This is a genomic window from Streptomyces cinnabarinus, assembly GCF_027270315.1.
GTDB lineage: Bacteria > Actinomycetota > Actinomycetes > Streptomycetales > Streptomycetaceae > Streptomyces > Streptomyces cinnabarinus.
In genome coordinates this window covers 8937001-8957484 of record NZ_CP114413.1, presented here as the reverse complement: position 1 = coordinate 8957484, position 20484 = coordinate 8937001, and the positions used below count along the sequence as shown (strand labels likewise).

Annotated in this window: 14 protein-coding genes and 1 pseudogene; 9 read left to right on the top strand and 6 right to left on the bottom strand. The window is 70.2% G+C overall.

The window, feature by feature from the left end; genetic code table 11:
* Positions 1-31: 31 nt before the first annotated feature.
* A complete protein-coding gene (locus STRCI_RS40300) occupies positions 32-496 on the bottom strand; it encodes a hypothetical protein (protein ID WP_269663969.1) in 465 nt (154 codons plus the stop codon).
* 184 nt (positions 497-680) lie between these two features.
* Complete coding sequence (locus tag STRCI_RS40295) at positions 681-1796, bottom strand: AI-2E family transporter (protein WP_269663968.1); 1116 nt, start codon at positions 1794-1796, stop codon at positions 681-683.
* Positions 1797-1979: 183 nt separating this feature from the next.
* On the opposite strand from STRCI_RS40295, the gene STRCI_RS40290 reads away from it, so the two are divergent.
* Positions 1980-3200 (top strand): metallophosphoesterase, encoded by a 1221-nt coding sequence (locus STRCI_RS40290; protein ID WP_269663967.1) that lies wholly within the window; start codon positions 1980-1982, stop codon positions 3198-3200.
* 47 nt (positions 3201-3247) lie between these two features.
* Here STRCI_RS40290 and STRCI_RS40285 read toward each other — a convergent pair.
* Positions 3248-3727: pseudogene (locus STRCI_RS40285) on the bottom strand (CGNR zinc finger domain-containing protein); the annotation flags it as partial.
* 261 nt (positions 3728-3988) lie between these two features.
* Here STRCI_RS40285 and STRCI_RS40280 point away from each other — a divergent pair.
* The 3 genes from STRCI_RS40280 (at position 3989) to STRCI_RS40270 (ending at position 9309) form a co-directional block, all read left to right on the top strand.
* Complete coding sequence (locus STRCI_RS40280) at positions 3989-4228, top strand: OsmC family protein (RefSeq protein ID WP_269663966.1); 240 nt, start codon at positions 3989-3991, stop codon at positions 4226-4228.
* Between the two features lie 139 nt (positions 4229-4367).
* Entirely contained in the window at positions 4368-4772 is a 405-nt protein-coding gene (locus STRCI_RS40275; RefSeq protein ID WP_269663965.1) for an effector-associated constant component EACC1, read from the top strand.
* Positions 4744-9309 carry a caspase, EACC1-associated type gene (locus STRCI_RS40270; RefSeq protein WP_269663964.1) on the top strand — a complete coding sequence of 1522 codons (4566 nt, stop codon included), beginning with the start codon at positions 4744-4746 and terminating at the stop codon, positions 9307-9309. Before STRCI_RS40275 ends, STRCI_RS40270 begins: the two co-directional genes overlap by 29 nt.
* A gap of 6 nt (positions 9310-9315) precedes the next feature.
* Here STRCI_RS40270 and STRCI_RS40265 read toward each other — a convergent pair whose 3' ends face one another.
* From STRCI_RS40265 to STRCI_RS40255, 3 genes are all read right to left on the bottom strand, one after another.
* Positions 9316-12684, bottom strand: a complete 3369-nt coding sequence (locus tag STRCI_RS40265) for a caspase, EACC1-associated type (RefSeq protein WP_269663963.1) — start codon at positions 12682-12684, stop codon at positions 9316-9318.
* Positions 12668-13024 (bottom strand): effector-associated constant component EACC1, encoded by a 357-nt coding sequence (locus STRCI_RS40260; RefSeq protein WP_269663962.1) that lies wholly within the window; start codon positions 13022-13024, stop codon positions 12668-12670. Before STRCI_RS40260 ends, STRCI_RS40265 begins: the two co-directional genes overlap by 17 nt.
* Before the next feature lie 157 nt (positions 13025-13181).
* Positions 13182-13559 carry a winged helix-turn-helix transcriptional regulator gene (locus STRCI_RS40255; RefSeq protein WP_269663961.1) on the bottom strand — a complete coding sequence of 126 codons (378 nt, stop codon included), beginning with the start codon at positions 13557-13559 and terminating at the stop codon, positions 13182-13184.
* Positions 13560-13627: 68 nt separating this feature from the next.
* Here STRCI_RS40255 and STRCI_RS40250 point away from each other — a divergent pair, with 68 nt between their 5' ends.
* The 5 genes from STRCI_RS40250 to STRCI_RS40230 all read left to right on the top strand — a co-directional run bounded on the left by STRCI_RS40250 (position 13628) and on the right by STRCI_RS40230 (position 20429).
* Positions 13628-14317 carry a nitroreductase family protein gene (locus tag STRCI_RS40250; protein WP_269663960.1) on the top strand — a complete coding sequence of 230 codons (690 nt, stop codon included), beginning with the start codon at positions 13628-13630 and terminating at the stop codon, positions 14315-14317.
* Positions 14318-14618: 301 nt separating this feature from the next.
* A complete protein-coding gene (locus STRCI_RS40245; protein ID WP_269663959.1) occupies positions 14619-16595 on the top strand; it encodes a sensor histidine kinase in 1977 nt (658 codons plus the stop codon).
* On the top strand, positions 16592-17011 hold the full coding sequence (locus tag STRCI_RS40240) for a roadblock/LC7 domain-containing protein (RefSeq protein ID WP_269663958.1): 420 nt from the start codon (positions 16592-16594) through the stop codon (positions 17009-17011). Before STRCI_RS40245 ends, STRCI_RS40240 begins: the two co-directional genes overlap by 4 nt.
* An 81-nt stretch (positions 17012-17092) precedes the next feature.
* Positions 17093-19195 (top strand): McrB family protein, encoded by a 2103-nt coding sequence (locus tag STRCI_RS40235; RefSeq protein WP_269663957.1) that lies wholly within the window; start codon positions 17093-17095, stop codon positions 19193-19195.
* The gene (locus STRCI_RS40230) at positions 19188-20429 is read left to right on the top strand and encodes an McrC family protein (RefSeq protein WP_269663956.1); all 1242 of its coding nucleotides are present in this window, start codon (positions 19188-19190) and stop codon (positions 20427-20429) included. Before STRCI_RS40235 ends, STRCI_RS40230 begins: the two co-directional genes overlap by 8 nt.
* The last annotated feature ends 55 nt before the right edge of the window (positions 20430-20484 follow it).

Genomic DNA, 20484 nt, shown 5'->3' with positions numbered 1-20484 from the left:
CTGTGGGCGGGGCCAGGTGAAGTCTGTGGTCTCAGCAGGAGATTCGGTCGAAGTAGAAGTGATCGATGTCGCTGATCTTCAGCCAGATGCTGTCCTTGCCGTGGCGGTCCTCGTCGTGCCACTCCTTGGGCTGGCCCCAGTAGTGGTAGTAAGTCGTGCAGCCGGCCGGGAACTTCACCGCGTCGGTGTCGTAGAACGCGGAATACTGGTCCTCGCGCTGGCCGGGTGACAACCAGACCCGCGCCTTGGCCTTGTTGCCCACGCGCGGCGGATTGCCGTGGCACGGGAGGTTGTCGCCGTTCTCCCAGGTGCCGTAGACGCTTTCCCAGCAGTTGGAGATGGAGACGGAGAAGGTGCTGTTGTTGTCGACCTCTCCCCCGCACCCTGGCTTCGGGTCGGCACAATCACCCGCGGCCGACGGCCCGGTGAGCACGGTCAGGTTCATCGTGGCCGCGAACAGGACGACAGCCGCCGCGTAGGCGAAGCCCTTCTTCAAGAGCGCTCCTCAAGGAAAGAGAGTCCGCAGGACTCCGGCGCTCGCCGGAGCTCCTTCACAGCGCTGGCGACATTAAGGGCTCCCGCTTTACACGGTCAATGACCTGTACATGCCCACACCGCAAGGGGCGTTCACACGCTGGAGCACAGCAGACAATGCTGGGTGCCAACCAGCAGTGCGGGTGCTACGACGGGACCACCACGCCCGGGACCTGATCGTCGCTCTCCGGCTCTGCGGGCGGCTCGCCCAGCTGTTCGCGCACGTAGTTCCAGACCACCGCGATCAGGGCCGTGACCGGGACGGCGAGGAGGCTGCCGACGATGCCCGCGAGGTTGCCGCCCAGCGTCACCGCCAGCAGGATCACCGCCGCGTGCAGACCCAGCCCACGGCTCTGGATCATGGGCTGGAAGACGTTCCCCTCAAGCTGCTGCACGACCACGATGATGGCCAGCACGATCAGCGCGTCGGACAGGCCGTTGGAGACCAGTGCGATGAGGACCGCCACGAGGCCGGCGAACAGCGCGCCCACGATCGGCACGAACGCGGTGACGAACGTCAGCACCGCCAGCGGCAGCACCAGCGGCACCCCGAGTATCCACAGGCCGATCCCGATCAGCACGGCGTCGAGCAGGCCGACAGCGGCCTGGGACCGGACGAAGGAGCCCAGGGTGTCCCAGCTGCGCGCGGCGACGGTGGGGACGTCGATGGCGAGCCGGCCGGGCAACTGGCGGGCGAGCCACGGCAGGAACCGGGGGCCATCCTTGAGGAAGAAGAACATCAGGAAGAGGGCCAGCACCGCGGTGATCACGCCGTTGACGACACTGCTCACTCCCGTGACCAGGGCGCTGACGGCGCTGCCGAGGCCGTCCTGGGCGCGGTCGACCGCGCTGTCGAAGGCCTTGTCGATCTGAGCGTCCCCGATGTTCAGCGGCGGCCCGGCGGCCCACTCCCGCAGCCTCTGGACACCCTCGACCACGCCGTCGGTCAGTTCACCGGACTGGGACGCCACCGGAACCGCGATCAGCGCCACGACTCCCGCGGCAACGAGGAGGAAGCCGACGGTCACCAGCGACGCGGCCAGCGCCGGATGCCACCCCCGGGAGCGGAGGAACCGCGTCGGAGGCCAGGTCAGCGTGGTCAGAAGCAGACCGACGATGAGCGGCCAGACCACCGACCACATCCGGTCGAGCAGCCAGAGGGCCACCGCGAGCGCCACGAGGATCAGCAGCAACTCGGCCGAGACACGGGCCGATGTGCGCAACGCGGCGCGGGTTTTCGCGGGACTCAGTATGTCGGGCATGACGCTCACCCTATGGGGAGCCCCGGTGCGCCATGTCGTCGCGGTCAGCAGCGGATCAGCCGTGACACACACGCGGCCCGGCGTCGCGCAGCAGCCTGCAACCAGGGCGCAATACGTCGGGTGCGGCACCCGGCGCCACCACCCGGCAGGCATGATTCTCGGAGGCACCTCAGGAGGAGAAGCGTGACCGACACCCACAACACCCGGCCCGCCGACGGCGAAGCGCAAGCTGCAGGGCGGAGCCGGCTGCGCCGCGTGATGCGCTACCTCCCCCTGGTCGCCCCCGTCCTGCTGTGGGCCGTGCCCTGCTGGGTACTGCTGTACGCCGGCCAGCACTGGCCGCTGCCCGTCACGCTCGCCGGGACCGCCCTGTTCGCGCTCGGCCTGATCGGTATGCCGCTCGCGATGGCGCGCGGACACGGCCGACGCCAGCAGGACTGGGCGGCGATCACCGGTGACAGCCTGCTGGGCGGCAGCTGGGTCCTGTTCACCTGGTCCGTTCTCCTCGGTGTCCTCCTGCGGCTCGCCCTGCGGGTGGCAGACGTCGGCGACGGCCAGGACCGGGCCCGCATCGTCACCTGGGCCGTCCTCGGCGTGACCGCCGTACTGCTCGCCTGGGGGTACACCGAGGCCCGCCGTATACCGCGCGTGCGCCGGCTCGACGTGCAACTCCCCCGGCTGGGAGCCGGGTTGGACGGCACCCGCGTAGTCCTCATCACCGACACCCACTATGGGCCGCTCGACCGCGCCCGCTGGTCAGCGAGGGTCTGCGAAGCCGTCAACGCCCTGGAGGCCGACGTGGTCTGCCACACCGGCGACATCGCGGACGGCACGGCCGAACGCCGCCGCGACCAGGCCGCTCCACTCGGCACCGTGCAGGCGACCCGGGCCCGGGTCTACGTCACCGGAAACCACGAGTACTACAGCGAGGCCCAGGGCTGGGTCGACCTGATGGACGAGCTGGGCTGGGAGCCGCTGCGCAACCGCCATCTGCTGCTCGAACGCGGCGGCGACACCCTCGTCGTCGCCGGCGTGGACGACGTCACCGCCGAGTCCTCCGGCCTGGCAGGACACCGCGCCCACCTCGCCGGAGCCCTGGACGGCGTCGACCCGGACCTCCCCGTATTGCTCCTGGCCCATCAGCCCGCGTTCGTCGGCCGAGCCGCGGCCGCAGGCGTTGACCTCCAGCTCTCCGGCCACACCCACGGCGGCCAGATCTGGCCCTTCCACTACCTGGTCCGCCTCGACCAGCCCGCCGTCGCCGGCCTCAGCCACCACGGCCCCCGCACCCTCCTCTACACCAGCCGGGGCACCGGCTTCTGGGGCCCGCCGTTCCGTATCTTCGCCCCCAGCGAGATCACCCTGCTCGTGCTCCGCTCCCCGCAGGCGCCCACTTCGGGGTGACGTGGAGGTCGGTGCGCCGGTCCCCGATAGCAGGCTGCGGGGCGAGGTCAGTGGGCCGGCGTGGGCGCGGTCTTCTTGCGGGCGCGATACGCCGCTGCCTTGATCTTGTTGCCGCAGGACTCCATGTCGCACCACTGCCGGCGCATGCCCCGCGAGCGGTCGATGTAGGTGCGGGTGCACTCCGGGTTGCCGCACTCCTTGAGCAGGGGTACGTCCGGCCCGCTCAACAGCTCGATGGCATGGCGCGCCACCATGGAGAGGGCCTCTTCCGGCGTCGCCTGGGTCCATCGCCCCGACGGAGTCAGCTGGGGCACGGCCGGGGGTTTGCGGGCCGCGTTGTTGACCACGGTCAGCGCCGTCCCGTCGTACTGCTCCCCGAGGCGGCGGGCCGTCAGCAGCCGGTACACGGCTTCCCGCACGGTCGTCGCCTGCTCCACGTCGGCCTCCTGAACGGGCGAGACCGCGTCGACGAGGCCGGACTCCACGTACCCTGCCGTCAGCCTGTCCGGCGTCACGAACATGGTGAAGGGGGCCTGGTCGGCGTCCAGGGTCCCGCACCCAGCCCCAGGGCCCTGTTGAAGGCGCGCCTGTCGATCATGTGAATCCTCCGTGCGTCTGCGCATGTCGGCCTGCGCGATGACTCGACTCTGCTCGAATTTGAGTAACCAGTCAAGAAGGTGATGTCGGTTTCTCCAACTGGGTAAAACTTCCACGCGCAACACCCCCTTGACCGGTGGCACGGAAAACTGCAAGCATTCCATCACCGTCCAAACAGGTGACGAAAGTGATTGCAGACCACGCTCGCGATCCCGAAGGAACTGGGCGGCTCCGGCGACGCCACCGCCGAGATCACCCTCAACCACGGGGATCACGGCGAGTTCGGGCTGGCCGCGCTGCTCAACGTGCAACTCGTGGGCGTCGACCACCAGACGGCGACGGAACTCGGCGCCGCCGCCCACCAGATCTGCCCCTATTCCAAGGCCACGCGCGGCAACATCCCGGTCACCATCAACGCCACCGCTGTGTAACGGGCCCGCCGTGCGGTGGGGAGAGCGCCACGACACCCTGAGTCAGACCTGACATCGACGAATCCTCGACACGCCGTCAGATTCCTTGACTACACTGCGTGCACGGCCCGTTTCAGTACGGATCTCGGGGGTGTGGGGAGTGGAGATCTACGTCTTCGCTCCGGGCCCGGCGCGCGATGACGATCTGCGGGAGTTGCGCCGCAGACTGATCGACGTCGAGGAGCTACGGGGTGGTGTCCGCAGTGTGGCCACCGAAGCACGGCCCGGTTCGCTGGGCGGTCTCCTTGAGGCACTGGCGGTCAACGCCCTGTCCGCCGGCGCGGTCACCGCCGTGGCAGGGGTGGTGGTGTCGTGGATCCGTCACAGGACGACCAACACAACCATCAAACTGCGCCGCCCGGACGGCATGGAGATCGAGGTGACAGCCGAACGGGTCCGTCGGCTGGACTCGGCCGCCGTGCGCGTCATCGTCGCCGAACTCTCCGACGTCGCCCAAGAACCGGGAAGGGATCCCGATGCCGCCGGGACACCGCCCGGAGGGTGACGGGGTCCTCCGGTGGAGCGACATCCCCGGGGCCCGAGTGCTGCTGTTGGGCACCGGCTGCCATGCGGCAGGCTCGCCGCTCGCCGACGTACCGGCCGTGGCCCGCACCCTCGCGGATCTCGCCCAGGCCTATGTCGAGCAGTGCGGCATCGCCGCCGAAGCGGTCTCCAGCATGCTGGATCCCCCCACACCGCTGGAGATGGGGGACGCCGTCGCGGCCGCCTCCGAGCGCGCCGACGGCCTGCTCATCGTCCACTACGTCGGTCACGGCCTCGTGAGCGACGAAGGGCTCCTGCACCTCGCGACCAGCTCCACCGACCCCCGGCCCACCCGGCTGCCGCACACGTCCTTGCCCTACGCCACCATCCGGTACTGCCTCCAGCAGTACCTCAACGGCGGACCCCGCCGACGCCTCGTGGTCATCCTCGACTGCTGCTTCTCCGGCCGGGCCACGACGTTTCTGAGCGGCATCGACGAGGTCATGCCGCTGGCCGGGATCTCGGGCGCGTACGTCCTGGCCTCCGCCGGGCGCGACGAGCTCGCCCTCGCGCCGCAAGGCGAGCGGCACACCGCGTTCAGCGGCGCCTTCTGGAGACTGCTGACCGCCGGCGACCCGTCCGGCCCGCCCGACATCACCCTCGACCACGCCTTTCGACACCTCCAGCGGGAACTCCCCGCCGCCGGCCTCCCCCGGCCCCGGCACCTGAGTGAGGGCCGAACGGGCGAGCTCGTCGTCGCCGCCAACCCCGCCTACCGGCCCGCTCCTCCGGCTCCGTCGACTCCTGGCCCCGGCTCCCTGGCCGCCCCGGGAGCCCCTGGCATCGACACCTGCCCCTACAAAGGGCTCGCCGCCTTCGAAACGGCCGACTCCCCTTGGTTCTTCGGCCGGGAGAACCTCACCCGTGTCCTCGTCGACGCCCTCGGCCGCAGCCACGACGACGGGCGCATCCTGGCCGTGCTCGGCGCCTCCGGCTCGGGCAAGTCCTCGCTGCTGCGCGCCGGACTGCTCCCCGCCCTCGGTCGAGGAGAGCTGGGCATCGCCTCCTCCGCCACCTGGCCCCGCCTGCTGCTCGCCCCGACCGCCGATCCACCGACCGCGCTCGCCGAGGCCCTGTCCCGTCCCACCGGCATACCCGCCGAGCGCCTGGCGGCGACCCTGGCCGACGATCCGCTGCGCCTGCCTGCCGAACTGCGGCGCCATCACGGCCGTACGCCGCTGGTCATCGTCGTCGACCAGTTCGAGGAGGTCTTCACCCTCAGCAGGAGCGCCGACCTCCGCGAAACCTTCGTCCGGGCGTTGCACGCCTTGGCCCACGGCGACGAGCACGGACCTGCGGCCCTGGTCGCCGTCGGGGTCCGTGCCGACTTCTACGCGGAGTGCATGGCCGTACCGGAGCTCGTCCCCTCCCTGCGTGAACAGCCCGTTGTCGTAGGGCCGATGACCGGACCCGAGCTTCGCGACGCCGTGGAAAAGCCTGCCGCACGCGCCGGGATCGCCCTCGAACCCGGGCTGGTCGACGTACTCCTGAGCGACCTGGGCACCTCGCCGCACGCCCATGGTGACAGCCCCGGTCCTTACGACGCCGGGCGGCTGCCCCTGCTCTCCCATGCCTTAAGGACCGCCTGGCAGCAGCGCACAGGTCCCACCCTCACCGTCGTCGGCTACAAGGACACCGGGCGTATCCACGGCGCGCTCGCCACCACCGCCGAACTGGCGATGTCCCGCCTCGACGAGGCGGGACACGACGCCGCCCGTAGCCTCCTGCTCCGCCTCGTGCACATCGGAGAAGGAGGCGAAGCGACCAAACGCCGGGCCGCCCGCGCCGAGTTGCTCGCAGAGGTCCCGGACCCTCGACGCGCCGCCGCCGTCCTCGCGGCCTTCACGATGGAGGACACCCGGCTGATCACCGTGGAGCGCGACAGCGTGGAGATCATCCACGAGACCCTGCTCCACGCCTGGCCCCAACTGCGCGCGTGGATCGACGAGAACACCACCCGGCTGCGCACCGAACAGCAACTCACGGAGGCTGCCCACGCCTGGGACAAGGCGGACCGCGACCCCGCACTGCTCTACACGGGCAACCGCCTCGCCCACGCCGAGGCCTGGGCCGCCGACGAGAGCGCGGACGGCGGCAACCCACTGGCCCTGGAGTTCGTCCGGGCCGGTGGCCGACGGCGACGCCATGCCGCGACACGCCGCCGAAGCGTCCTGGGGGCCGTGCTCTGCGTGCTCGTGGTGATTGCCGCCGTCCTCGCCACACTCCTCCAGAGCACCAACGAACAACGCCGACGGGCCCAGACACAACACCGCACCGCCACTGCCCGCGGACTGGTGTTCCAGGCCGAGTCGCTGCGTGAGACCGCCCCGGACACCGCGGTCCGCCTGGGGATGGCGGCCCAGCGGCTCGGTTCCGGTGACGCGGCCCGCGCCAGCCTGATGACCACGCTCCTCGGCCGCCACGAACCCGACTTCCTCACCGCTCACACCGGCCCCGTCAAGGCAGTCGCCTGCAGTGACGACGGCCGGACCATGGCCACCGCCGGCGCCGACCGCACCATCCTCCTGTGGGACCTCACCGACCGGTCCGCACCGCGGCGCATCGCCCGCCTGACCGGCCATCACAAACCGGTCCGTGCCGTGGCCTTCGCCCGTGGCGGCACCCTCCTCGCCACCGGCGGCGAGGACCGCACGATCATTCTCTGGGACCTGTCCGACACCTCCCGGCCGCGCCGCCTCTCCACCCTCGACGGCGCGACCAGCACCGTGGAGTCCGTCGCCTTCAGCCCCGACCGGCGCAGTCTCCTCAGCGGTGGGGCCGGCCGTTTCGGCATCCTGTGGGACATCGCGAAACCCACCCGCCCGCGCAAGCTGACCACGCTCGAAGGCGGCACGTACAAACAGGTCCACGGAGTGGCCTTCACCCCCGACGGGCGGACCGCCGTGGTGGACGGCGCGGGAGAAAGCCCCTACATCTGGGACGTCAGCGACCGTGACCAGCCACGCAGGCTCGGCTTCGCCCCGGGCCGGGGCGCCGAAGAGGTCTACGCGGTCGCCATCGCCCCGGACGGCCGTACCCTCGCCGTCGCCTACAGCGGCAACGAAGTGATCCTTTGGGACATCCCGCAGCTGACCACCACCGACAATCAGCGTCAGCTGTCCGTAGTCCGCGGCCACACCCGACCCGTGCGCAGCCTGGCGTTCAGCCCGGACGGCCGTACCCTCGCCACCGCCTCGGAAGACCACCAAGCGCAGCTGTGGAACGTCACCGACACCGCTCACCCCCGCCGGATGGCCGTGCTCAACGGTCACAGCAGCGGGGTCAGTTCGGTCGCCTTCGCCGCCGACGGCCGCACTGTCATCACCGGAAGCGACGACCACAGGGTCGCGCTCTGGGACGCCGCCGAGCAAGCGCTGCCCCACCCCACGACCGCACTCCCCGATGCCGGCGGTCAGTTGCTCGGCCTGGCGCTGCCACCCGGCGGCCCCACGCTCGCCGCGACGACGGACACCGCCGGCGAGCGCGTCACCCTGTGGGAGCTCACCAGCCCCCGACACCCCCGACGGCTGTCCACCGTCCCGGCCACCGACCCCACATCGGTCTCCTTCTCACCCGACGGCCGGCTGATGGCCGTTCTCGGCACCGAAACCACCCACGTCCAGGTCTACGACCTCGGCGATCCGGTCCACCCGCGCCATGCCTCGACCCTCACCAGCAACCGCGGCTGGATCTCGTCAACGGTCTTCAGTCCGGACGGCCGCACCCTGGCCACCGTGACCGAAGGCCCCTTCGACAGCGAGGGATTCTTCGACAGCGACGCCGCCGTCACCATCTTCTGGGACGTGGCCCGTCCCGCCCGACCGCACCGCGCATCGGCCATCCCCGCCGGTATGGGTGCGTACGTCGTGTTCAGCCCGGACCGGCGCACGCTGATCTCATCGGCCTACGGTGAACCGGCCGTACTGTGGGACGTCAGCACCAGCACCCAACCCCGTCGGCTGGCCCGGATCGCCGCATCCGGCGACGTCTTCTCGAACAACCCCACCGCGGCCTTCACCCCCGACGGAAAGACCCTCGCCCTGGCCCGCGACGACCGGCAGGCCACCGTCCTCTACGACATCCGGCGGCCCACGCGACCCAGCGAACTGGCCACCCTCATCGGGCATTCCGCCTCCCCCCAGGCCGTGGCCTTCGGGGCCCGCGGCCGCATGCTCGCGACGGCCGACGACGACGGCACGCTGATCCTCTGGGATGTCACCGTCCCGGCCACTCCACGGCGACTCACCGTCGTCAGCGGGTCGGCGGACGATTCCTTCGGCAGCCTGGTCTTCTCCCCGGACACCACGACCTTGGTCAGTGGCCACCCGGACATACAGCACGGAGTGCTCTGGGACGTCACCGAGATCACCCAGGCCGTCACCGACCCCGTCGCCCGTGCCTGTTCCCTCGTGGACCGGGGCCTGACTCCGGACGAATGGCGGCGGGCCACAGAGGGGTTGCCCTTCCAGAGCACTTGTCCGCCACCGGGGAGCCGGTAGGGCCGGTCAGACGGGAGGCGAGAGCAGGACGATGCCGGTCTTGCCGACCACCGCGATCCGGTCACCGACTGCGGCCGTGCTCCAGACGTTGAAAGGAAGGTCGAGCGGCGGGCGTACTGGGGTCATGGTCCGTGTGTCGAAGAGATGCACACCCTCCTCTCCATGGACCGCGAGGAGAGCCCGGCCGTCCGCCGACTTGAGAGGGCACACCGGCCGCTCGAAGTCCCCGGTGACCGCGGGGCCGATCCGGGTGGCGGTGGCCGGGTCCCACACCTGGAGGCTCTCGCCGCTCTCGCTGAGTACGGCCACCACTTCCCGTCCGTCGGCGAGTCGGAAGGCTGCCAGGTCCGACACCTCCTCGCCGGTGCGCTGTTTGGCCAGGCAAGTGCCGGTGTCCGGGTCCCACACCTTCAGAGAGCCTTTACGGGTGCTGCTGAGAAGCCGGGGCGCGGAGTGGGGGCCGGTCCAGGAACACAGTGCGTCCACCGGTTGCTTGTGCGCCTTGATGACAGGGCCCGCCGGAGTCCCCTCGGGGGCGTTCCACAGTCGGATGCAGCCGGCGCTGTCGCTGGTGGCCAGGCGGATACGACCTTGGGCGTCGGTGATGAAGCACATCCCCCACAGCACGGCGTCGCCAGGGATCTCGGCGTACCGCCCGAGCGGCTCGCACTCGGCGACGTCCCAGAACCGGACGACGCCCTCGCGGTGGCCGACGGCCAGCAGCACCAACCCGTCCCTCCGGTGGATTCGCAGGTGTTGGACGCGGTCTTTGAACTCCCAAGCGAGTTCGGGGCCGATGGAGTTGCCGGTCAGGCTGTCCCACAGGCGCACGGTTCCGCCCAGGTTCCCGGTGGCGAGCAGCGGCGGCCCGGAGGCAGTGGGCAGCGCGGTGGCGCAGGTGGCGCCGATGTCGCTCCTACGGCTGTTGCCGTGCTGGTCCGCGAGGGGATCGCGGACCAGGCGGACGCCGTCCTCGCCGACGACGACCAGCAGCGTCGATCCGCCCGGGTCGGTCAGGCACACGGCGTTCGCCGCGTCCACATCGCCCGGTCCGGTGCTGAGGGTGCGCAGCAGGCCACGGTCGGACAGGTCGACGAGGTACACGGAGCCTGACATCCCACACCCGGCCATCAGCACCGTGGCTGCGGAGGACGGCAGCGAGCACAGCCCACTCAGATAGTCGTCGGTCTCCAGTGTGCGGCTCGCCGGACGGCCGGTGACCGGATCCCAGCAGCGCACGGTCTCGTCGTCGGAGGCTGAGACGAGCAGTGGGCGGCCCGCGGGCGTGGGTACCGCGGCCAGCGAGCGGATCTCATCGGTGTGTCCGGCCAGTCGCGCCGTGTACCGGCCCGTTGCTGTGTCCCACAGCCGTAGTTCGCCCTCCATGTCGCCGATGGCGAGCAGGACTTGGCCGTCAGGCATGGCGAGGGAGCAGACCGCGTTGGGATTTGTCCACAACGTGAACGGCGGTTGTAATTCGGTCCCGCTGCCCGGATCCCAGAAGCGGATCGTCCCGTCGTCGCCGACGGAGCACAGCCGGTCCAGTCCTGGTCTCGCGGGCAGGGCGTAGACGGCGAGCACCTCGCTGCTGTGGCCCCGCAGCGGGTCTCCGACCTGGGCGCCGGTGTCCAGGTCCCAGAGCCGGACCGTTCCGTCGAAACTCGACGACGCCGCCCGTAGGCCCTGTTCGGTCCGGACGGGGCAGATGGCGGTGACCAGCCGCTCGTGGCCGCGCATGACCTGGGGGTGAACAACGGCGGCGAAAGGGTCGAAGAGGTGGATGGGGCCGTCGGTTCCCGCCGCGGCCAGCAGCGCCCGGGTGTTGTCGCGGCGCAGCACGGCGACGCAGTGCAGGTCCTTGCCGGACAGGATGTCGAGTTCCACGGGTTCGGCGATGAGCCGCGCCATGGACACCTGCCACGTGCCGCCGAAGGGCTCGGTGGGGAACGTGCGGGTGGCGTTGTGCCGGGCCATGGCCATACGGCGAGGCACCTGGCGGTCTGCCGGAGGGCAGTCGGTGTGACAGGTTCCGAGCAGGCCGAGGATCTCAGCGGGCAGTCGCTGGCCCGCGAGGCTGAGGGCCCGCCAGGCGTACTGGCCGGTGGTGACCGGTTCGAGGCGGTCGAGCAGATCCTCGTGGTCGGCCAGGCGTTGCCAGGCCCGCTCTCCGGCGAGCAGGCAGTGGTGGCCCAACTCGCGTTCCACGTAAGGGTTGAGTGCCACTCCGGACGATGTCTCCGCGAGGTCGATGAGGGCCTCGACGATGCGCAGGTGCAGGCGTGCGGCGGAGGCTGGGTCGATGCCGGTGAGCCGCCGTGCCTCGGGGTAGCGCAGGCGCAGATGAGGCTGTCCGAATCGGTCGGCCTCCTCCAGCAGAGACCCGGCACGCGTGAGGAAGTCCGAGACGGCACGCTGGTCGACGGGGGCGGTGCCCGCGATCGCCCCGCCCATGACCGCGAGCACCCGGTCGGTCACCGCGACACCTGTCTCGGGTGCGAGGGAGAGGGCCTGGAGGAGCGGTTCGAACGGCGGTGCCGCGCCCGCCAGATGGCTCACCGCGTCCGCCAACGGCCGCAGGCGCTCACCCGGCGGCAAGCTGTCCAGGTCAAGGAGCGGATCGGGCGGTGCCGCGGAGGCGTGTGCGGGTCTCCAGGCGCGGTTGCGCACGAGGGGGAGTTGATCCCCGCTGTTGACCTGTCCTGTGGTCGGCTGGGGCATCCTGCGGGCCCGAAGCCCTTCGCGGACGGCCTCGGAGATCTCCCTCATCGACAAGAGCTCCGAGGACGAGGGCACGCCCAGAGTGATCGCTCGCAGCAGTTCCTCGGTGAAGGCGGTGTTGCGGCGGTCGGCCGGCGCCAGCGAGACGGTGTCGCTGTCGGAGGAAGTGAAGGTGAAGCCCTTCGTCTCGTTCAGCATCGGGGCCAACGCGGACGCCACATCGCTTTGTGTGTGGGCCAGTCCGCTGTAGCAGGAGTCCAGGATGGTGACGGCATGCAGGGCCTGGCGCTCGTTGACGGCTCTGCGGATGGTCTCGTACTGCAGGGCGGCGAAGTACGCGTTGTCCCTCGTGGTCGAGGGCAGGCACAAGGCCAACTGGCCGTCGTGGAAGAGGCCGTGGCCCGCGTAGTAGAACAGCAGCAGGTCCTGAGCCTCCTGGGCCGCACGGTGCAGTGCCCAGTGGATACGGCCGGGGTCGTCCGTGTCCTGGAGGACCGTGCAGTGCGCCTCCGGCAGGCCCCAAAGATCGGGTGCGGTGAGCGCGTGCTTGAGATCGGCGAGATTGTTCTCGACCGAGGGCAGGTCGGTGAGTGCAGCGTAGGTCGTCGTCCCGACGAGCACGGCCCGCGAGAGCGCGGGGTCAGGAAGCCTCGTCATCCGCGATCTCCCCCAGAGCGGTGCGTAACGTGGTGATCAGCTGTGCCAGTTCCCTGGCGTCCTGCACCGAACGCACCGTCGCCTCGACTTCGATGCCGCCGACACGGAAGACCAGCACGATGTCCCGTGCGCGGGACTGGAGCCAGCCCAGCGCATGCTCGACGACGGCGATGCCGATGCCACCGGCGCCGAAAGAGATCAGCAGCACGTCGCCGAGCGCGCTCATCTCGCCCGGAACGGACCTCGAATCAGCCGTCTTTATCTGGGCGGACCGCAGCCGTCCGTCCCTGCGCATCAGATAGCTCAGCGAGCTTGCCTCGACTTGCGGGTTGTCGGCCATGACCTGGATTGTCAACTCCACCCAGCAATGCTGCCCGTTGCCCGACCGCCCGCTCAACCCAGTCGGCAGGACTGGCAAAAGAGCTCAACTGCATTCCGGTAAAAGGCGCGCTCCGTGACACCCGGCCGAGCTGGCGTGTTGACGGCGCCGGATCATGTCAGTCACGTGCTCGGCTCCGGGCCTGTTCGATCTCGTTGATGTGGTCCTCCGTCCACCGGCGCAGCGCCGTGATGGGCTCGGCCAGACTGCGCCCGAGCGCGGTGAGTTCGTAGTCGACCCGGGGCGGGATGGTGGGGTGGACGGTGCGAGTGATGAACCCGTCGCCTTCGAGACTGCGCAGGGTCTGGGTGAGCATCTTCTGTGAGACACCCTCGATGCGTCGGCTCAAGTCGGTGTAGCGCATGGTGCCTTCGAGGAGGGCGTCCACGACGAGGATCGTCCACTTGCCTGCGATGTGATCCAGCACCTGGCGGGTCGGGCACTTCGCCGAGAAGGCGTCGGCCGGCAGCCCGGAGGACTCCACAATGGTCTCCATGAAGGGAGAGTAACGCACTAATTAGTGCCTTCTTCCTCATGGAGAGTCACTCTCCCATAGTGAGTGACATGACGCCTCACACCATGTCTGTCGCCGAAGCCATCCGCACCCGCCGCACCGTCCGCCACTACCGTCCCGATGCGATCCCCGCGGCCGCGCTCGACGCGCTCCTCGCCCTCGCCATCGAAGCACCCACCAGCTGGAACCTCCAGGACCGGTCCATCGTCGCCGTCACCAGTGACGAAGGCCGTGAGGGGCTCGCCCGGGCCACCGGTGGTCAGCCACAGCCGCAGGAGGCGCCACTCATGCTGGTCTTCGTCGCCGAGCCGCTGTCCTGGCGCGAGGACCACAGCGACGTCTACGAGCAGGCCCGTCGCAATGGGGCGTGGAACGACGAGTTCGTCACGATGTTCTCCGCGGCATCGCAAGCCTTCCAGACAGACCTCGAGGAGCGTGGCCTGCTGCGGGAGTACGCGGTCAAGGACGCGATGATCGCGGCCAGTTACGTGCTGCTCGCCGCCACGGAGATGGGGCTTGCCACTTCGCCGATGAACGGCTGGGACGAGGCCGAGGTGAAGAAGGTGATCGGCATCGAAGACCGCGACGACCTGGCCATCGCCCTGCTGATATCCCTCGGCTATCCGGCGGAGGAGCGTCGGCACCCCGGCCGTCGGGCCCAGGAACGCAACGTGTTCCACGAGTCCTACGGATCACCCGGGAACACCACTCGCGGTACCGGGCAGCCAGGTCCGGAATAGCCGTCAGAACCTGCGTCCTCGACCGCCACAACCCGCCCGCAGTCACAGTCACCTGGAAGGAGCTGTGAGGGCGGCGCAATGGAACTTCTCACGCAGCCTAACGGGGCAGAAACCGCCCGGCGTCGCGGTCGGTCTAGCGTCGTGATGCATGAGGGTGTGGGAGTCAGTGCGACCGCTGCTCGGCAGACGAGGCGCCATCGGCATGGGCTTATTGGGCAAGGGCAACTCTGGGCTCCGCCCCGACAGCCCAAGGGCTTCCGGCCGTCGGCCGGTTCGTGGCTGGCGCAGCATCAAGGGCCGTGTGGCGGTGGTCGTCACGATCCCGATCTGCCTGTTGCTGGCCGTGGCCGGATACGCCGTGCACGGCCGCGCGGAGGCGCTCGGCGACGCCCGGACGACTCGTGCCGAGGTGGGTCTCAGCCTCCGCGTCCAGGCCCTGGTACATCAACTGCAACGCGAACGAGGCCTCACCAACGGCCTGTTGGGCGGTGAGGAGGAGTTCCGGCCCACGCTTACCGCCGTGCGCACGCGCGTTGACGCCGCACTGCGCGACATGCGCGGAGAAGACGCCGTGCAGAAGGTCATCCAGCGACGCTTGCGGAACCTCGCCGACATCCGCGCCGCCGCCGACGCGCAGACCGCTGACCCAGCCGCGACCCTCACCTTCTACACCGACGCCGTCGAGGCACTCAACGCCGTCGATCCGGTGGCCGAGACGGCGACGGGCTCCGACCGCCAACTGCGGGACGGACTGGCAGCGTTGCGGGAACTGGCCGCCGCCAAGGAGTCCGTCGCGCTCGAACGCGGCTACCTCAACGGAGTGTTCGCCCACGGCTCCTTCCGCAGCGGCGAATACCTCGCCTTCACCGAAGTACGCGCCACCCGGGTGGCCGCCCTCGCCCGCTTCCGGCAGGTCGCCACTTCACCCCAACGCGCGGCTCTCAAAGACGCGTTCGGCACCCCGAGCGCCGAACGGGCCGCCGCATACGAGAACCGGGCGGAAGGCGCCGCCGAAGGTTCCGGCAAGCTGCCTGCCGACGTCGGCACCTGGTGGGACGCCATGACCGTACTCGTCGACGATCTGCACGCCGTGCAGCAATCCGTGGGAGACGACGTACGGAACCGCGCCGAGCAGCTCAGGAACGATGCCGAGAAGGGACTTGCCGCCTGTCTCGTCGCGGGAATGCTCCTGTCCGCCCTCGTCGCCGGCCTCGCCGCCTTCGCCTCCCGGTCCCTCACTCGCCCGCTCGGCGCCCTCGCCGAGGCCGCACATCACGTCGCGCGACATCGACTGCCCGCAACCGTCGCCCGTATCCAGCGCTCGCCTCAGGACCCTGGGCACCCCCTTCCTCCGGCGGACGAACCGGACCAACCCGACGCGCAACTGCTGGGCGGTGCCGCGGAGATCGCGGAAGTCGCGGCCTCCCTCCAGCAGGTGGAACGCACCGCCCTCCACCTGGCCGCTCAACAGACCGGCCTGCGCCGCAACACCACCGAGTCACTCGCCAACCTCGGCCGCCGCAACCAGAACCTGGTGCGTCGTCAGCTCAGTCTCATCACCCGTCTGGAACGGCAGGAACTCAACCCGGACGCCCTCGCCAACCTCTTCGCACTCGACCATCTCGCCACCCGTATGCAGCGCAACGCCGAAAGCCTGTTGGTCCTCGCCGGGCAGAATCCACCGCGGCCCACGGCAGCACCGGCGCATGGGCTGGAGGTCGTCCAGTCCGCTGTCGCCGAGGTGGAGCAGTACCAGCGGGTCCTGATCGCCGCCGTGGAGCCGGTCCAGGTGCGCGGGCACGCCGTCGCCGATGTCGCCCACCTCCTCGCCGAACTCATCGAGAACGGGCTGACCTTCTCGCCACCGACCGAACCGGTCGAGGTGCACGGCTGGTACGACCGTGAGGACGACATGTACTGCTTCGCTGTCGTGGACCACGGAGTCGGCATGTCCGAGGCCGACCGGGCCCGCGCCAACGCCCGCCTCTCCGACTCCGGTGAGGAAGCCTTTCTCGCCGCGCCCACCAGGTTTCTCGGCCTCCTCGTCGTCGGCCGGCTCGCCCATCGCCTCGGTGAGGGCACCCAGGTCCACCTCTTCGACACCACCGGCGGCGGCCTGTCCGCACTCCTCACCCTCCCCCGACGCCTCCTCGCACCCACAGCGGACATCCCCGCCCCACCCCCGCCCGCCAAACCCGCCGTCGCCGCCCTCCTCAACGGCTTCCGAGCAGGCGTCGCCCGCGCGGAAGCCGGCACGACTCAAGGAGCATCATCATGACCACCGCCGTCCAGAGCTTCAGCTGGCTCATCTCCGACTTCGTACGCACCGCGGACGGAGTCACCGACGCCGTCGCCGTCTCCTCCGACGGGCTCCTCATGGCCGCCTCCGACACCCTCGGCCGGGACCGTGCCGACCACCTCGCCGCAATCGTCTCCGGCATCACCAGCCTCGCCCAGAACGCCGCCACCGCCCACGGGTTCCACGGCATGAAGCTCGTCATGATCGAAATGCTCGGGGGCTTCCTCATGGTCGGCCGCATCCGCGACGGCAGCTGCCTCGGCGTCCTGGCCGCCGAAGGCTGCGACGTCGGCCTGGTCGGCTACGAGATGGCCGTCCTCGCCGACCGCGCCGGCGAACTCCTCACCCCGCAGCTCGTACGCGAGCTCCACTCCACGCCCGCGGCCGCGGGATAGACACGAAGCGCTCCCCCGGCTGCTCGCCTGCCCCGCCCAAGTGCGGCATTCAGAATCCGGAGATCCGGCATGATGACCTTCATGGCGGACGAGACGGACCTGCGGGCGGCAGCGGCGGCATTCGACCGGAGCGGCGCACCGGAGACCGCGACAGCCGCCGAGGACGAACGCAAGCAGGTACTCGCTCAGTTCCCGTTGGGCGGGTGGGCGGAACTGCCGTTGTCGCGCTACGCCCTGGGGCAGGCCGCGCCGTCCGGGGGCGGGCCGACGTACTGTCGGCTGATGGAGTTCGGGACGCCGAACCTGGGCAGCATCAAGGGCGGCAGCGCGGCGAAGCACATCATGTACCGCCACAACTCCGGCGAGTGGCGGGTGGCCGCGCCACTGCGCGGGATGGAACCGCAGGAAGCCTGGCAGGAGTTGCGCGGACAGTTCGTGCGGGCCTTCGAGGCGGTGGGCGCAGGGGACTTCGAGGCCGTGGACGACCTGGACGTGCTGCGGTTCGGTCCGACGTTGGTGACCAAGTCCCTGGCCACCTACTTCCCCGAACACTTCCTGCCCATCTACGCCACCGAGCACCTCCGCAAGTTCGTCACGCTGCTGGGCGGGACCACCCCGTCCGGCGCATCGGCTTGGCACACCAACCGTCGGCTGCTCGAACTTGTCCGCTCACGCCCGGAGTTCGACGGATGGAGCCGACAGGAGGTCATGCGCTTCCTGTACGCGGAATTCAACCCTCGCGCGCTGGAGCGCACCGTCTGGAAGATCGCCCCGGGTGAGCGGGGCCGGCTGTGGGACGAGTGTCGTGACGCGGGAGTGATCCGTGTGGGCTGGGACGACATCGGCGATCTCGGCCAGTACCAGACCGACATCGAGCTGAAGCAGGCCCTCGACGCATGCTGGCCCCGCAGTAGCGGCGGCAGTCTGACGCTCGCCCGACGGCTGCTGGCATTCCGGGACCTGGAGGCGGGAGACCGGATCGTGGCCAACCGTGGGATGGACGAGGTGCTGGCCACCGGTACGGTCAGCGGGAGTTACCGCTTCGACGCCGACCTCTCCGAATACCAGCACGTCGTCCCGGTCTCCTGGGACGTGTCCCACGCCCGGAAACTGTCAGGGCCCCAGGCCGGGTGGCGGTCCACCTTCGCCAAAGTACAGCCGGCGTTCTTCGCCCGGCTCGCCACCGGCCCCGCCGAGCCGGACACGGGGTCCGAGGCGTCGTACGCCGATGGTCCCGTCACTCTGCCCGAGGACGTCGCGGGCGTACTCGAAGCGCTGGACCGCAAGGGCCAGGTGATCCTGCACGGGCCTCCCGGGACGGGCAAGACCCGGCTCGCACTCGGTGCCGCCCTCGCCCTCGCCGGTCGCACGGACGCGCTCAACTCCACGCCGGACCAGCGGGCCGCAGCCCAGGTCGAGGCGCTGCGAGAGGGCCGCGTCAGCATGGTGACCTTCCATCCCTCCTACGGGTACGAGGACTTCGTGGAGGGCTTCAAGCCGGACATGAGCGCCACCGGTCCCGGGCTCACCCTGGCTCTCACCGACGGCGTGTTCCACGCTCTGTGCGCCCAGGCCTCCGCCCGCCCGGACGAGACCTTCCTGCTGATCATCGATGAGATCAACCGGGGCGATCTGCCCCGCATTTTCGGTGAGTTGGTCACCCTGCTCGAACTCGACAAGCGCGGCCTGCCCCTCGCCCTGGCCATCAGCAGGCGCACCTTCTCCGTGCCACCGAACGTGCGGATCGTCGGGACCATGAACACGGCGGACCGCAGCATCAGCCACCTGGACGCCGCCGTACGCCGCCGCTTCGCCTTCCTCCCGGTCGGCCCCGACCCGGACGCCGTGTCCGGTGCGGTCGGCCCCCTGGATCTGGCGCAGTTCTTCGAGTCCCTCAACACCCGTATCGCCCGGCACCTCGACGCCGACCACCAGATCGGGCACGCCTACCTGCTGCGCGACGGCGCGCCGATCGCGACCGAGGACGATCTGGCCGCGGCCTTCCACCACGAGGTGATCCCGCTCCTGGAGGACTACTGCCTCGGCCGGGCCGACCTCCTGCACCGCATTCTCGGCGGCCTGGTCGACGAGCACACCGGACGACCGGCACTGATGCCGCCGCAGGATCTCGCCGCCGCACTGGCGACCGAGTTCACCAGCGGCGCGCCGGGCCCCGATGCCTGACCGCACCGAGGTCCGGCTCGTCGAGTACGGCTCCGCCCTGCTGGGGGCCGAGCAGCTCACACCCGGGGACGTGGGGCGGCTCCGAGCCCTCCGGCGGAGCGGCAGCCTCAGCCTCGAACCGGCCCCCTCGGGATGGCGGCTCAAGGCCGACGCCACCGTCGGCGTCCTGATCCTCGACCGGATCCGCCTGATCATCGAGCCCAAGTTCGCCATCCCGGGTGAGCAGTTGATGAACTGGCTCGCCTACGCCCTCGACGCTCCGGCGCCCCTCCCAGCGACCGCACGGCGCTGGGCCACCAGCCCGGAAGGCTACGCCGACCTCGTGGCTTCGGCACTGCTGGAACAGTGCGAGCAACTGGTCCGGGAAGGGCTGCGCCGCGACTACGTACGCCGTCAGAACCTCGAACCGGTCCTGCGGGGACGTCTGGACGTCGCGGCCCAGGTGTCCCGTCGCTACGGTCGGCTGGATCAGTTGCACGTCCGCACCTTCGACCGGGAGGCGGACATCTGGGACAACCGTGTACTGGGGACCGCGCTGCGCATGGCCCGCACCCTGGCCACGCATCCCGGCCTGGCCCGCAACCTCCACGCCATCGCCGACGCGTTCCCGCAGGCCCCCACCCCCGGCGCCGCCCTCCGCGCCCTGGACCGGACCCGGTACACACGCCTCAACGCCCGCTACCGCACCGCGCACACCTGGGCCCGCCTGCTGCTGCGCGGCGGCGGTGTCACCGACCTCTTCACCGACCGGGGCAGCATGGCGGACGGCCTCCTGCTGGCCATGCCCCGGCTCTGGGAGGCCGTCGTCCGACGCCTGGCCACCGAGGCCGCCGCCCCGCAGCCAGGGCGCGCCCTCCCCAACGGCCCGACGGGCATCACCATTCAGGGCGACCTCGGCAGCACCTCGACCTTCCGGCCGGACGTCCTGCTCAGCCTTCCAGGGCACGACTCGTCCGACCCCACGCTGCTGCCGGTGGACGCCAAGTACAAGCGCTACGACCGTCACCGCGTCGGAGCCGCCGACGTCCACCAGCTCCTCACCTACGGTGCCGGATACGCCGCGAGCACCGATCCGCGTGCGGTGATCGTCCACCCGTGTCCCGGCGGGCACTCCCGGCGAGTTCTCCAGGTCAGTGGGCCGTGGGGCGCACTCGGGAGGATCCATGTCCTGGGAGTCGACACCCATGAGGTCCCGCAAGAGGCGGCCGAGTGGCTCGGAACGGCCCTGCGGTAGATCTGGACCGCAGGACAAACGCTTGTACGGACAGGCTCTAACATGTCGCCCGACG